General features: G+C 25.9%; 13 protein-coding genes and 1 riboswitch. Of the genes, 11 read left to right on the forward strand and 2 right to left on the reverse strand.

Annotated features, from left to right (window positions below; genetic code table 11):
* Positions 1-142: 142 nt before the first annotated feature.
* The 8 genes from ACRCYC_RS10730 (at position 143) to ACRCYC_RS10765 (ending at position 10,615) form a co-directional block, all read left to right on the forward strand.
* Positions 143-1,030, forward strand: a complete 888-nt coding sequence (locus tag ACRCYC_RS10730; RefSeq protein WP_438619130.1) for a fascin domain-containing protein — start codon at positions 143-145, stop codon at positions 1,028-1,030.
* Positions 1,031-1,329: 299 nt separating this feature from the next.
* Positions 1,330-2,472: a pyridoxal-phosphate-dependent aminotransferase family protein gene (locus ACRCYC_RS10735; RefSeq protein WP_438619131.1), complete on the forward strand. Its 1,143-nt coding sequence runs from the start codon at positions 1,330-1,332 to the stop codon at positions 2,470-2,472.
* A 23-nt stretch (positions 2,473-2,495) separates the two neighbouring features.
* A complete protein-coding gene (locus ACRCYC_RS10740) occupies positions 2,496-3,026 on the forward strand; it encodes an ECF transporter S component (protein WP_438619132.1) in 531 nt (176 codons plus the stop codon).
* 203 nt (positions 3,027-3,229) lie between these two features.
* Positions 3,230-3,979: an alpha/beta hydrolase gene (locus tag ACRCYC_RS10745; RefSeq protein WP_438619133.1), complete on the forward strand. Its 750-nt coding sequence runs from the start codon at positions 3,230-3,232 to the stop codon at positions 3,977-3,979.
* Positions 3,980-4,154: 175 nt separating this feature from the next.
* The gene (locus ACRCYC_RS10750) at positions 4,155-7,385 is read left to right on the forward strand and encodes an SNF2-related protein (RefSeq protein WP_438619134.1); all 3,231 of its coding nucleotides are present in this window, start codon (positions 4,155-4,157) and stop codon (positions 7,383-7,385) included.
* A 123-nt stretch (positions 7,386-7,508) separates the two neighbouring features.
* On the forward strand, positions 7,509-7,709 hold the full coding sequence (locus ACRCYC_RS10755; RefSeq protein WP_438619135.1) for a cold-shock protein: 201 nt from the start codon (positions 7,509-7,511) through the stop codon (positions 7,707-7,709).
* A 184-nt stretch (positions 7,710-7,893) separates the two neighbouring features.
* Positions 7,894-10,329: a DNA helicase RecQ gene (gene recQ, locus ACRCYC_RS10760; protein WP_438619136.1), complete on the forward strand. Its 2,436-nt coding sequence runs from the start codon at positions 7,894-7,896 to the stop codon at positions 10,327-10,329.
* A gap of 154 nt (positions 10,330-10,483) precedes the next feature.
* Positions 10,484-10,615, forward strand: coding sequence for a hypothetical protein (locus tag ACRCYC_RS10765; protein WP_438619137.1), 132 nt, complete (start codon positions 10,484-10,486; stop codon positions 10,613-10,615).
* 87 nt (positions 10,616-10,702) lie between these two features.
* On the opposite strand, the gene ACRCYC_RS10770 is transcribed toward ACRCYC_RS10765, so the two are convergent.
* Entirely contained in the window at positions 10,703-11,311 is a 609-nt protein-coding gene (locus ACRCYC_RS10770; protein ID WP_438619138.1) for a YitT family protein, read from the reverse strand.
* A gap of 352 nt (positions 11,312-11,663) precedes the next feature.
* Positions 11,664-11,763: riboswitch (purine riboswitch) on the forward strand.
* Between the two features lie 91 nt (positions 11,764-11,854).
* Here ACRCYC_RS10770 and add point away from each other — a divergent pair.
* The 3 genes from add to ACRCYC_RS10785 all read left to right on the forward strand — a co-directional run bounded on the left by add (position 11,855) and on the right by ACRCYC_RS10785 (position 14,459).
* The gene (add, locus tag ACRCYC_RS10775; RefSeq protein ID WP_438619139.1) at positions 11,855-12,850 is read left to right on the forward strand and encodes an adenosine deaminase; all 996 of its coding nucleotides are present in this window, start codon (positions 11,855-11,857) and stop codon (positions 12,848-12,850) included.
* A 104-nt stretch (positions 12,851-12,954) separates the two neighbouring features.
* A complete protein-coding gene (locus tag ACRCYC_RS10780) occupies positions 12,955-13,788 on the forward strand; it encodes a YihY/virulence factor BrkB family protein (RefSeq protein ID WP_438619140.1) in 834 nt (277 codons plus the stop codon).
* A gap of 29 nt (positions 13,789-13,817) precedes the next feature.
* On the forward strand, positions 13,818-14,459 hold the full coding sequence (locus ACRCYC_RS10785) for a lactate utilization protein (protein ID WP_438619141.1): 642 nt from the start codon (positions 13,818-13,820) through the stop codon (positions 14,457-14,459).
* A gap of 139 nt (positions 14,460-14,598) precedes the next feature.
* On the opposite strand, the gene ACRCYC_RS10790 is transcribed toward ACRCYC_RS10785, so the two are convergent.
* Positions 14,599-15,459, reverse strand: coding sequence for an SDR family oxidoreductase (locus tag ACRCYC_RS10790; protein WP_438619142.1), 861 nt, complete (start codon positions 15,457-15,459; stop codon positions 14,599-14,601).
* Between the last annotated feature and the right edge of the window lie 433 nt (positions 15,460-15,892).

A 15,892-nucleotide genomic window follows, 5' to 3' on the forward strand; every position in this document is an offset into this window, starting at 1 on the left:
TAGTAATAAAAACAACCCAAAATAAAAATTTGGGTTGTTTTTATTACTACTGATTTTTATTACTTGGACATAATATAAAATTAAAGTTTGTAACATATATTAAAATATGGTCAATTTATATATTTATATAGGGGGGATATGTATGAAAAAAAATAACACACGCTTAATTTATTTCAATGATTTATATAAAAAAGGAATAATAAAAAAAGATACTTATGAAAAAATATTAAGAGATTTAAGTGAAGAAAAGCAAAAATTAGTTACTATAAAATCTAATTACAATAATAAGTATGTATCTGTATATGGGGAAAATAATAAGTTGGTAGCAATAAAAGATACTGTCGAATTATCAGATCGATTTATATTAGTTGATAATGGAGATGAAACGGTGATAATTCAAACTCAAGATGGATACTATGTAGAGGTAAATAATAAAAGCAACACATTAGCTGCAACAGCTGTAGATAAACTTAGTGCATCTATATTTAGCATAATATTTATAAATTCAAAAGAAATAGCGCTAAGAGATCAAAATGGGAATTATGTAGAAGTAAAAAAAGATGGAGAGTTAATTTCAGATTCGAAATCACAAAATGAAAAAACGTCTTTTAAAATTAAAGAGGTTACTAAAATTGTAAATGATAATATGGTTATAATATCTTTATCAGAACAAAAATTTGTAACAGCTATAGATGGTGGAGGATCTTATTTATCAGCTACAGAATTTAATCAAACTTATAATGAAGAATTTACTATTTTACAATTTTTAGATGGAAGTGCAGTTATAAAAACTATTAAGGGATATTATATAAGGATAGCGGATGATAAAACCCTAGTTGCAGATATTATAAATATAGAGGATGCTACTAGATTTGAATGGGAAGCTATAGAAAAATATACAATAATAATAAAAACACTCAATGGAGACATAGTTAGAGTAAGAGATATAGACAAATATTTAGTAGCAGATGGCAAAGAAATAACTGATAATTGTAAATTCAATATATATAAATCTACATTGCCATACTAAATATTAAAAGTAAGATTATATAAATTTCAATATTTTTCATATTAATTTCATACAAAATTCACAAGTAACTAGTAATATTTAGATATAGGATAAATACCTCCCAAATGATTAATATTACAACCCTAAAAACAAACATTAACCCTAAAAATAGGTGTATGAGGATACATCTATTTTTTTTGTGCAAAATAAATACAATGAAATTGTATGGATACAACTATTAAATAATTTAAAATTGTATCATTATAATAAAAAATAATATACAATCAAGGTGTAAATTATTTTAAAAGGGAGTGAGTATTATGAACAACAAAATTACTTATATGCCAGGACCTAGCAATGTTAGAGAAAATGTACGACAAGCTAGAGCTAAAAGTACTACAAATCCAGATGTAGATATAGAATTTGTAGAGTTTTACAAAAATACTTGTGATAAGATGGGGAAAATAATAAATACTCAAAATAGTGTATACATACTGAGTGGAGAAGGTATTTTAGGACTTGAAGCAGCATGTGCATCTTTAACAGAAAAAGGTGATAGGGTTTTAGTTATAGATAATGGGGTATTTGGAAAAGGATTTGAAGATTTTGTAACAATGTATGGGGGAGAAGCTGTGCTTTTTAGCCAATCCCATAAAAAAGATATAGATATAAACTCTTTAAGTGATTTTTTAGAAAGAGATCACAATTTTAAATATGCAACGATAGTACACTGTGATACACCTACAGGAGTATTAAATGATTTAAGTAAAATATGTCCACTGTTAAAAAAATACAACATACTTACTGTGGTAGATTCTGTTGCAGCCATGGTAGGTGAAAGAATTTTAGTAGATGAATGGAAAATAGATATAGCACTTGGAGGATCACAAAAAGCAATATCAGCTCAACCCGGATTAACCATTGTTGCTATCAGTGATGATGCTAAATCTGTTATAAAAAATAGAAAAAGCAATGTGATTGGATTTTACTGTAATTTATCAATATGGGATGATTACTATGAAAAAAAATATTTCCCATATACAATGCCTATTAGTGACATTTTAAGTCTAGATAAAGCTTTAGATAATATTGTAGAGGAAGGTATTGATAATGTAATCTGTAGACATGAAAAAGTCGCTAATGCTACGCGAAAAGCTTTATTAGAGTATGGACTAGAATTATTTTTAGAAGATGGATACTCAAATACAGTAACAGCTATAGATATTCCAAAAAACATAGGGGCATTAAACCTAACTAAACACATTTTAGAAAAATACAATACTGTTATAGGTACTTCATTGGGAGAATATGCAGATGAATTATTAAGAATAGGGCATATGGGGGAAAATGCTAATTTAAATAAAATAATATACATATTAAATGTCTTAGATAAAAGCCTAAAAGCTTTAGGTTTTCAAAGCAGAGAATGCTTAGTTAGTTTATTTAACAAACATTACAATTAATATTTAAAAGGGGGACTATTTAAGTGGAGGGGACAAGTAAAATTAATCAAAAATTTAAAACAAGGGATTTGGTAGAAACTGCTTTGCTTATATCTCTAGTATTTGTAGCCACAAGATTTATAAATATACGATTACCTATAGCTTCTAATGGAGGATTAGTTCATTTAGGGAATACTATGTTATTTATATCATCTATCGTATTTGGAAAGAAAAAGGGAGCATGTGCTGGGGCTTTTGGTATGGGACTATTTGATTTATTGTCAGAATGGGCAATATGGGCACCATTTACATTTATTATTAGAGGTGTAATGGGATATATAATAGGTAAAGTTTCCTGGTCAAATAATAAAAGAGGAAATGATATAAGTACTAACATATTTGCTATAATTTTATCTGGGGTATGGATGATTTTTGGCTATTTTGTAACAGAGATGATATTGTATGGAAATTACATACAAGCTATGTCGTCTATACCAGGAAACATAACTCAAATAGTTATAGGTATTATAATTGGAGTTCCTATATCTAAAATTTTAAAAAAGCATATTAAATAGATAAAATTAGACTATGTTAAATATTATTTAATATAGTCTAATTTTATATTAAAACTAAATATATATAAAAAATAAACCTAAATATGTTAGTAAGTATAAAATTGTAAGAAAATAGAATGAATGTTATAATTAAATCAATTAGGAAATCGATATTAAATTTTAAGTGTAATTTATAAAGTCATTAGGGGAGGAGATGTAGTGTTATGGATTTAAAAAAATCATATAAGCTAAGCGGAAATGAAATTGGATGTTTGTTAATACATGGGTTTACAAGTACTCCTGCTGAAATGTATCCATTAGCTAAAGTTTTAAATGATAATGGCTATACAGTTCATTCAATACTTTTAAGTGGGCATGGCACAAATCATGATGAACTTTTAAAGGTATCTTATATAGATTGGTATAGTGATGTAGAAAAAGCCTATGAAGAACTTTTATTTGAATGTGAACAAGTTGTAGTTATAGGACATTCCATGGGAGGACTTTTAGCATTAATGTTAGCTTCTAATTATCATGTAGATAAACTTATATGTTTGGCCTGTGCTCTTAAACCTAATAATCGCTGGGTAAAGTATAGCGGAATATTAAAATATTTCAAAAAATATACGGGATGGAAAACTAATAGTAATTTAATTGATGATGAATATAGCAAATACAAGTTGCATTATAGCACTTTTCCTATACATTCAGTTTACCAACTACATCTTGCATCAAGAGCTGCTAGTAGTTGTTTAAAAAGTATCAAATCAGATACACTGATAATACAAGATAAAAATGATACGCAAGTAAAAAAAGAAAGTGCCTATGCTCTATATAATGGAATAGCCAGTAAACATAAAGAGTTAATGTGGATTGATGGAGCAACTCATAGTTTAACATTAGGGCCTAAAAAGGAAAAAGTTTTTGAAAAAATATTAGAATTTATAAAATCAACTCCAGATGAATTAATATGATGAAAATATAAATAAGAGCTATTATAAAATGAATTTTTTATAATAGCTCTTATTTATATTTCAAAGAATAAACTAATTATATAAGTTAATTTTAATTTTTAAAGTGATTTTTAATAAACAAAAATGATAAATGTGGTATAATAAAAAGATGTCCAAAAAATGAGAGGTGAGAAAGTTGCAACTTAAGGAATTAGTAGATATAGTAATGGAAAATACCCAAAAGTCTATGTGGGCAAGAGGTTACACTTACTATAAAAAAGGAATAGTAGATCAAGCCACACCACAAATCCAAAATGGAATATTAACAATTGATGGAATAATAGGTGCAGATTTCTCAAATGAAATACACTACACGGCACTTGAAATAGATTTAAAAGAGAAAAAAATTATAAAAGCAAAATGTAATTGCATGGACTTTGTAAACAACGAAGGAGAAAACGCAAATTTTATATGTAAACATAATGTAGCAACTTTTCTTCTTTATATAGATATGTTACAAAAACAAATAAAAAAACAAAAACTAGATAAAAAGAAAAAAGAACAAGAATTAGATCCAGCTAAGCAGATTATAAAACTTGCGAAAGAAAGATTAACTCAAAATAGAAAAGTAAATCTTGAGATAAATATAAATAAAAAAGAAGGCAATATTGGTAAATACTATCAAGTTGGATTTAAAATAGGTAGTGAAAAGATGTATGTCTTAAAAAGTATTCCTGAGTTTATTTATGCAAGAAAAGAAAAAAACAACCTAAAGTATGGTAAAGATTTTGAATATAATCCTATAACAGATTATTTTTCAAAAGAAGATGAATCTATCGTTAACTTAATAGAAGAATATATAAATATAGATCAAAGAGTATACAAAGAATCTAAAAATGATATAAAGCTTGTAGATGGAAAATTTTTAAATATATTAGAAAGTGGATTAAAGAAATTTTTATTAACTCTTAAAAACAAAGAAATATTATTTTCATATGATGATATAGAATATAAAACCACTATACAAAATGACGATATAGATATACCTTTTTATATAAATGAACTTGAGGATAAATTAACATTAAGTTCAAATAGCCAAGAAATCATAACTTTAAATAATAAAGGTGATGTAGTATTATTTAACAATACTATACATCTTATATCAGATAAACAGTGTTACAACTACATACCATTTCATAATATTTTATCTAAAAATGGTATTATAGATTTTAAAAAGCAAGATGCAGATGGACTATTTAATGGATTATTACCGGTTCTTCAAAGGGCTTCTAAAAGCATAGTTCTTGATGAAAAGTTAGAAAAGCAAATAAGAAAAAATTTAGATGCAAGATTTTATTTTGATAAATCTAATAACGGTATGTCATGTTTTATTGATTATGTTTATAAAGATGAAGATGCTAATAATAACAAAGGATATATAATAAGGAATTTTAAAAAAGAAAATGAAATAGAAGAAATAGTATGCTCGTATGGATTTGAAAGATACGGAGACAAATTAATGTGTAAATTATCTCCGGATGAACTATATAAATTCTTTAAAGAAGAAATCTATGAACTGAAAAAAATAGGAGAAATCTATTATTCAGATAAATTAAAAAAAGTTAAAGTTTATAAAAGTAATGATGTAAAAGCAAGTTTTAACTTAAATAAACAAAATTATTTAGAATTTAACTTTAATATAGATGATATAAAAAAAGAAGAAATAGAAAATATACTTTGGGCATTAAGAAATAAAAGAAAATATTATAAATTAGGAAATGGAAGTTATATAGATTTAGAAGAAGAAAAAATGGTTAAATTCTTAGAATTAGTAGATGATGTTAAAAGTAGAAATATTGATGAAAACAATAAATTAGCTTCAGATGAAGATGACAATGAGCTATCTTACAGCTTAGGTAGTGCTAGTTCTATGTATTTAAAAAGCTTCATAGACGAAAATGAATTTACATTTATAAGTGGAATGGACAAAATAAATGAAGTATCAGATAAATTTGAAACAATAAGTGATATGGATGTTTCTATACCACTAGATTTAAAAGCAAACCTTAGAGAATATCAAGTCCAAGGTTTTAAATGGTTTAAAACTTTAAGTCATATGAAGTTTGGTGGAATATTAGCAGATGAAATGGGACTAGGAAAGACAATACAAACTATAGCTTTTTTACTTTCTGAAAAAGGCAAGAAAAGTATAGTGGTTGCGCCTACATCGCTTATATATAACTGGAAAAATGAATTTGAGACATTTGCACCAAATTTAAATGTAGTAGTTTTACATGGTAATAAAAACGAAAGAAAAGAACTATTAAAAACTATTGAAGACAAAGATGTTATACTTACAACTTATACAATACTTAAAAATGATTTTAAAGAGTTAGAGGATATAGTATTTGATTATTGCATAATAGATGAAGCACAAAATATAAAAAATCCTTACTCTCAAAACTCAGAAGCTGTAAAACAGGTAAAAGCTAATGTAAAGTTTGCACTTACTGGTACGCCGATAGAAAATAATTTATTAGAATTATGGTCTATATTTGACTTTATTATGCCTGGATATCTATATTCAAAGAGTAAATTCCAAGAAAAATTTGTGAAAAGTCATGATAATATGAGAGATCTAAAAAAACAAATACAACCATTTATGTTAAGAAGAATGAAGAAAGAAGTTTTATCACAGCTTCCAGATAAAATAGAAACGAAGTTCTTTGTAGAAATGACAGATGAGCAAAAGAAAGTTTATAAAACTTATGTAGAAGATATAAGAGAGAAAATGAAAGAAACAGATTTTGATAAAGATAAAATAACTATACTTTCTTACTTAACAACTCTTAGACAACTATGCTTAGATCCATCTATAAAGTTAGCAAATTATAATGGGGATAGTGGCAAAATTAATGTTTTAAATGAATTGGTTAATGAAAATATAAAAAATAATCATAAAATGCTTATATTCTCCCAATTTACATCTGTTTTAAAAAACATAGGAACTGAACTTGAAAAAGAAAATATTAAATACTTCTATCTTGATGGAAGAACAAATCCAAAAGAAAGAGTAGAATTAGTAGATAAATTTAATAAAAGTGAAGAAATTCAGGTATTTTTAATATCTTTAAAAGCAGGAGGTACAGGACTGAACCTTACATCAGCCGATGTAGTAATTCATTTTGACCCATGGTGGAATCCTGCTATTGAAAATCAAGCTACAGATAGAGCCCATAGATATGGTCAGAAAAATGTAGTGGAGGTTATAAAATTAATTGCAAAAGGTAGTATAGAAGAAAATATATTAAAACTACAAGAAGATAAAAAAGAACTTATACAAAAAGTTATAAGTGAAGACTTTAAAAATGAAAGTTTAATAAAAATGTTATCTAAAGAAGATTTGATAAAACTTATTACAAATTAAGTGAATATTTTAAACAATTATTTTAGTAAAACGCTTGTATTTGAAAAATATATATGCTATTATTAAGATAAATAGTAAAGAAGTACTGAAAGATTGTGCTTTAATTTTTAGGAGGATTCCATAATGAAACAAGGAATAGTAAAATGGTTCAACAATGAAAAAGGATTTGGATTTATATCTGTAGAAGGTGGAGATGACGTTTTCGTACATTTCTCAGCTATACAAAGAGATGGATTTAAATCATTAGAAGAAGGTCAAGCTGTTAACTTTGAAATAGTTGATGGTGCTAGAGGACCTCAAGCTGCTAACGTTACTTTAGCATAATCTATATAATATAGTATATAACACTCCTTGAGTATGCTTGCATATTTAAGGAGTTTTCTTGTTTTTAAAACTATTTTGCCTCCAAAATAAGTATATAAATATAAAAAATACAAATAATTACATACAAGAACATAAGTTCGATTAAGTCGAATATAAAATATTTTAATAGTTAGGAGAGAAAAAGTTGGATATAAAAGCTTTAGATATATTAAGAAAATATTATGGATATACCAGTTTTAGAAAAGGACAACAAGATATAATAAATACAATTTTAAAAGGCGAGGATATTCTTGCTATAATGCCAACAGGTGGAGGTAAATCTATATGTTACCAAGTACCAGCACTTATGTTAAAGGGAATAACAATTGTTGTATCACCACTTATATCTCTTATGAAAGACCAAGTAGATACATTGAAAGCTATGGGAATAAATGCAACTTTAATAAATAGTTCTCTATCTTCAAATGAATTTAACAATGTTATAAACGGAATACAAGAAGATAGATATAAGATTATATATATAGCTCCAGAAAGACTAGATTCATATGAATTTACAAATATAATAAGATATAAAGACATAAGTCAAATAGCTATAGATGAGGCTCACTGTGTATCTCAATGGGGTCATGATTTCAGAGTAAGTTATAGAAAAATATCTAATTTTATAAATAGTTTAGATATTAGACCTGTTATAACAGCTTTTACTGCTACAGCTTCTATTGAAGTAAGAGATGATATAATAAATCTTTTAACATTGAAAAATCCTAAACTATTTATTACAGGATTTGATAGAGAAAACTTAAGTATTACTATAGAAAAGTCTTCTAATAAAAATACTTATTTATTACAATACATAGAAAATCATAAAAATGAGAGTGGTATAATTTATGCTGCTACAAGAAAAGAAGTAGATAAGATATATGAAGGTTTAAGTAAAAGAGGTTATAGTGTATCAAGATATCATGCCGGCCTTGGAATAGAAGAAAGAAAATCTAATCAAGAAGAGTTTATAAAAGATAGTATTAGTATAATGGTTGCTACTAATGCTTTTGGAATGGGTATAGACAAGCCTAATATAAGATATGTAGTACATTATAATATGCCTCAAAGTATAGAAAATTATTACCAAGAAATAGGTAGAGCAGGTAGAGATGGTGAAAAAAGTGAATGTATTTTACTATTTACACCTGGGGATTTACATATACAAAAATATTTAATTGAAGTTGGAACGGACAATCCAGGTAGAAAAAATATACAATATAAAAAACTTAGAGAAATGTCTGATTTAATATATAGTAATGATTGTTATAGAAAGAGTATTATAAATTATTTTGGAGAAGCTTTTGAAGATAAGTGTGGAAATTGTAGTAACTGTTTAGATACAGGTGAAATAATAGATAAAACATTAGATGCCCAAAAAGTTATATCTTGTATTGCTAGAATGAAAAGAAGTTTTGGATTAACTATGATTATTGATGTATTAAGGGGATCTAAAAACAAAAAAGTCATTCAATTTGGATTCGACAGTTTATCTACTTATGGAATACTGAAAACTTACTCTCAAGATGAGCTCAAAACATTTTTAAATACATTAATATCACATGGATTTATAGACTCTATAGATGGTACATATCCTACTATAAAGCTAAATGAAAATTCTATGAAAGTCATAAAAGGTGAAATAAAGGTAGAATTTAAAGAAAGTAAAGTATCTAAAAACCTAGAAGTATCTAATGAGTTATATGAGCTTCTAAAACAAACTAGATTTAATATAGCAAAAGAAGAAGGCGTTGCTCCTTATATGATCTTTGGAGATGGTACTCTTAAAGTTATGGCTAGTAAGTATCCTATCAACAAAGAATCTATGTTAAATATCTCGGGAGTTGGAGAAATAAAATATGAAAAATACGGGAATATATTTGAAAGCATTATATTAAGATATGTAGAAGAACATAATATAAAACCTATAAATAGTTCTAAAACTAATACTAGTGAATTAAACTTTATAGAGGTTACAACAAATAATGATTTATATGAAAAATTATATATAAAAAGACAAGAATTAGCTAAAAAAGAAAAAATTCTGCCATCTATGGTAATATCTAAAAATTCATTAAAAGAAATAAGTGGAAGATATCCTACTGACAAGGATCAATTAAAGGATATAAGTGGTTTTGGACCTGTAAAAGTAGACAAATATGGGGATTCGATTTTAGATATAGTCTTAACGTATATAGATGAAAATAAAATATCTAATCAATGGGTAGACAAAAAAAGAATGAAGGTAATAATAGATGGAGATAGTAGAAGTAATGAAGAAATAGCTATTGATATGATAAGAGAAAATCAAGATTTAGATACTATAGCTAAAGAATTAGAAGTATCAGTGTCTACCATATTAGGATATATAACAGATATGATAAAAGCTGGTCAAGTAATAGATTACAATAATATAGATTTACAAAAATATTATACTGATGATGAAAAAGAAATGATACTTAATGTATGTGAAAAAGAAGGTATTGAAAAAGTTAGCAATATTAAAAAGCAATTACCTGATAATATAAAATATGAATCGATAAGAGCTGTAATACTAAACAAGTATTATTGTGTAATATAAAAAAAGAAACCTAAGTTAATAGGTTTCTTTTTTTATATTTTAAAGTTTTAAGAAATAGAGTAAAGAGTTATTTAGGAAAATAAACTTGACTTTTTTCCTAAAATGATATACAGTATATTGTATACAGTATGTAAATCGAAAGGGGAAATTAAATATGTTTAAAAAATTATCAATATTATTAAATGGAGTTTCAAAACAAATACTTGCATTAGAGAGAGTAAATAGTCAAAGATGTATAGCTAAAGACTTAGATACAACAAAGACTATTTTTGAAAATAAAAGATAACACTATGGACTCATTCATAGTGTTTTTTTTATGAATATATACAATTATAGGCTGTATTAATTAAATAATTAATACAGCCTATATATATTAAACATTTATAAGATCCTTGTTTTTATAAGAATAAACAAAATCTATAACTTTACCACTTACGCTTACAGCTATTAAAGATAAAGCTATTTGAGAAATTGATAGATAAACTAAAGATAATCCTAATACGAATAAATCTGTTATCATATAAATTTTACCGATCTTTAAAGATGTAGTCTTAGAAATCACCAATGCTAAAGCATCATCTCCACCAGCTGCACCTCCTGCTCTAACTACTAATCCAGAACCTAACCCAACAAATATACCAGCAACAATACTTCCCAGTATTAAGTTGTCAAACTTAGGTATAATTGGACCTATACTCTCGAAGAAACTAAAAAATATAGAAAAACTTATTGTAGCTATTAAAGAGTATTTAATAAATTTTTTACCGAAAAATTTATAGCCTACTAATAGTAGTACTATATCGATAATAAGATTTGCTAATGAGAGTTTAATATCGAATAGATTCTTAAGCAGTAGTAAGAATCCTAACACGCCACCTTCTGTAATGTTGTTTTGATAATTAAAATTGTAAACTCCAAATGATAGTATTAATGATCCTATTAATACTAATAAAATTTGTTGTAGTGATCGCCGCCTGGCCATAATATCCCTTCCTTTTCTTTGATTTAATACTATTATATATAATAAAGTTATATTTGTATACAGCAAAAAACCAAACTAAATATTATACGAAAAAATAAAAAAAAATGCAACCATTTTTAGTATAAAATTTAATTAGATTTTTAAATATATATAAAACCCAGTGTTTTCAAAGCTTTAGCTATATAAAAGTTTAAATGAAATTTATATTAATTGTTATTAAGTTTAGTCTTTGTAATCTTAGGTTTATATTAATTTTTGTTTTATTTAGTAAAACTAAACCTAAATTTCATGAAATCAACAATATCATATGAAATAATATTGACAATTTTGTTTCATATGATATAATATTTTAAAATATAAAACAAAATAACTTTGTATAATCCCAATGATATGGTTTGGGAGTTTCTACCAGGTTCCAAAAAAACCTGATTACAAAGAAAATACATTAAATGTATTTTCTTTGTAATCAGGTTTTTTTAGTTTTATACACATTATTTAATACTTAAAATATAATTTAATATAAAGTAAAAAGGAGATTGATATATGAAATTTAATAACTTACCTAAAATAGAATTACACTGCCATTTAGATGGTAGCGTTAGACCTGATACTATAATAGACTTAGCTACTAAAAATAATATAGAACTACCATCTAAAGACATAGAAAAAATAAAATCATTAATGATAGCTCCAAATGATTGTGAATCTCTGGATGAATATTTAAAAAGATTTTATTTGCCAGGACTTATAATGCAAGATAGTGCAAGTTTAGAAAGAATAACATTTGAATTAATGGAAGATGCAGCTAAAGAATATGTAGTATATATTGAAATAAGATTTGCACCATTATTGCATATAAATAAGGGATTATCACCTAAGGTAGTTATAGAGAGTGTATTAAGAGGAATAAAAAGAGCAGAAGCAAAGTATGATATAAAAGGAAATTTAATATTATCATGTATGCGAACTATGGATGTTGAAAGTAGTTATGAAGTTATAGAGGCGGGGAAAGAATTTTTGAGAAATGGAGTTGTAGCTATAGATCTATGCTCAAGTGAAAATGAAAAATTTTCTGAAAAATTTAAGGAGCCTATAGCATTAGCTAGAAGCTATGGATATAGAGTTACTATTCATGCAGGTGAGACAGGTATAGGTGAGAATGTGTTAGAGGCTATAGATATATTAAAAGCTGAAAGAATTGGACATGGTATTTTTATAAAAGATTGTAAAGAAGCTTATAATATAGTAAAGAAGAAAAATATAACTCTAGAAATGTGTCCAACAAGCAATTTGCAAACTAAAGCTATAAAATCTATAGAGAATTATCCATTAGTAGATTTCTATAATGATAATATAAAAGTTTCTTTAAATACAGATAATAGAACTGTTTCAAATACAAATCTAAGTAATGAATATGATATTATACTGAATGGTTTCAATATGAGTGAAATTGATTATAAAAAAATATATTTAAATAGTGTTGAAGCTTCTTTTGCAGATACAGAAACTAAAATCAAATTAAAAAATTATATAAAATAAAAAATAAAAGTATTGTTTTAACTAGCAATACTTTTATTTTTTGATATATAATATATTGTAATGTTATTTAATAAAAATGGAAGGTGGGGGATTTTATAAATAATATGAAAAACAATATAAAAAGTAATGTTCAAAATAACGTCATATACAAGCAAATTAATATAAATGACGTAAATTCAAGAGCTGCAGCTATGTCCTATTACTTACTGCTTTCTATATTTCCTTTTTTGATATTTATGATAAATTTATTAGGATTCATACCGATGATACATATAAATAAATTTTTATATTCATTTGACGACTTAATTCCTCGAACTGCTTTTGCAATGATACAATCGATTATAGATTCAGCAGTAAATGAAAAAAGCATAAGTTTAACAGTGATGAGTTTCGCATTTACATTATGGAGTTCATCTCGTGCTGTTAGGGTTTTTATAAAAGGTATAAACAAGTCATATAGTTTACTTGAAACCAGGTCTTTTTTTAAGTTAATAATTATTTCATTTTACTTTACGGTTGAATTGATAGTATTAATAGTATCGTCCATGGTATTTTTATTATATGGTGAAAAAGTAGGATATTTAGTTTTTAAGTTTTTAGGGCTTAGCAAGTTATTTATTCCAACATGGAACTTGTTTAGATACTCTTTTGTTATAGCTATAACTATATGGATAGTCAGTTCTTTATTTAGATATGGACCAAATAAAAAAATCACATTAATAGAAGCTATGCCTGGAGCTATTTTATCTATATTTGGATGGGTTTTAGTTTCAGTTGTATTTTCATTTTATACTAATAATTTTTCAAATTATCAGGTTATATATGGTAGTATAGGAGGTATAATAGCACTTCTTACTTGGTTTTATTTAAGCAGTTGGATTATGCTTTTAGGATGCGAAGTTAATGCTCTGATATACTATAAAAGTCAACGGTATTAATGTAAATTATAAATAAGGGAGAGAATATTATGGATAAAAATTTAAATTGGGTAAATGAAAAAAGAATAGAAAGAACTATTGAGTCTTTAGAAAAAAATAATATGAATGGATATTTAGTTAATTCTAAAGAAGAATTAATAGAAAAAATAAAAGATATAGTTTCAAAAAACTCATTGGTAGCATGTGGAGGTTCTCAAACTCTTTTTGAAGTTGGAGTAATAGACCATTTAAGAAGTAATAGATATGAGTTTTTAGATAGATATAAACAAGGGTTAAATACAAATGATATGAAGGATATATATAGAAAATCGTTTTTCACGGATGCATATTTTACAAGTACTAATGCTATAACAGAAAATGGTGAGTTATATAATGTGGATGGTAATGGTAATAGAGTAGCAGCTATGCTTTATGGACCTGATAAAGTTATAGTAGTTTGTGGTGTGAATAAAATAGTAAAAGATGTTGATGAAGCTATAAAAAGAAATAAATTATTTTCAGCACCGGCTAATGCGAAAAGATTAGATACTAAAACACCTTGTAAATCAACAGGTTATTGTATGGATTGCAATAGTAGCGATAGAATATGTTGTGAGTATACATTAATAAAAAAACAAAGAAATAAAGAAAGAATACATGTTATATTAATAAATGAATATTTAGGATATTAAGTAAAAAACAACCGTAACAATTAGTTAAATATATACTAATTTGTTACGGTTGTTTTTTACTTAATAGGAATACTTTATAGCTTGTAAAAACAGACCTTCAATTTACCTACAAACCAAATAACTTATAAAATAATTATAACTATCCATTTACTATTTCTCCACCATTTATATGTATAGTTTGACCTGTTATAAAAGATGACTCCTCACTTGCTAAGAATACATAAGCACCTGAACATTCTACTGGCTGACCTGCTCTTTTCATAGGACTATTACTACCGAATTTTGCAACCTCTTGCTCATCAAAACTTGAAGGTATCAATGGTGTCCATATAGGTCCTGGTGCTATTGCATTAACTCTTATGCCTTTTGCTGCTAATTGCATAGATAAAGACCTAGTGAATGTTGTTAATGCCCCTTTAGTCATAGAATAGTCTAATAATGTTTTATGTCCATGGTATGCAACAACAGATGTTGTATTTATTATACTGTCACCACATTTCAAATGAGGCAGAACAGCCTTTGTTAGATAAAATGCACCATAAACATTAGTCTTAAAAGTTTTATCAAATTGTTCATCATCTATGTCAGTTAAGCTATCTTGTGTGTATTGTACTGCTGAATTATTTATTAATATATTTATTTTATTATATTCCTTTAAAGTAGATTCTATCGCTTCTTTACAAAACTTACTTTCTCTTATGTCACCTTTAATTAAAATACATTTTCTACCTTCATCCTCAATCTTGCTCTTTGTGACCATAGCATCTTCATCTTCATTATAATAGATTATACTTATGTCACATCCTGATTTTGCAAAAGCAATAGAAACTGCTCTTCCTATTCCACTATCACCTCCACTAATAATAGCTACTTTGTCTTTTAATCTATCATTTTGTTTATTATATAGGGGACTGTCATATATAGGACTTGGTACCATCTCATATTCAAGGCCTGGTTGAAAATTTTGATGTTGATTTGGAAATGAATTTGGAAAAACCATAATATTATTCTCCTTTTTAAAATTTATTATATGATTATGATTTCCATATGAATTTAAATTATTCTTATATTTACACCTCTGTAACTTCTATACAATTATAGAACTATATCATTAATTGCAATTGTTTTTTTGAATTTTTTAAAGAAATGATTGTGAAAAATTTTAAATCAATAAAAGATAGATATGTAAAAGAAAGATAATTAATATTAAATAAATTTATTGATAAAGTAATAATTTTAAAAGGAAATGATAAAAATATTGTATATATATTACTAAATATTTTTATCATTAACTAAAACTTAATTGTGGGTAAAATATCTTTGAATTGAAATCCATGGATATAAAAAAAGAAAATAGAAATACACTAGGATTTACATAAATTTATAAGTTGTATAATAATGGTATTGGAAAGTTGAAAATATGAAACTAAAAG

It is taken from the genome of Paraclostridium sp. (genome assembly GCF_051657365.1).
Lineage (GTDB): Bacteria > Bacillota > Clostridia > Peptostreptococcales > Peptostreptococcaceae > Paraclostridium.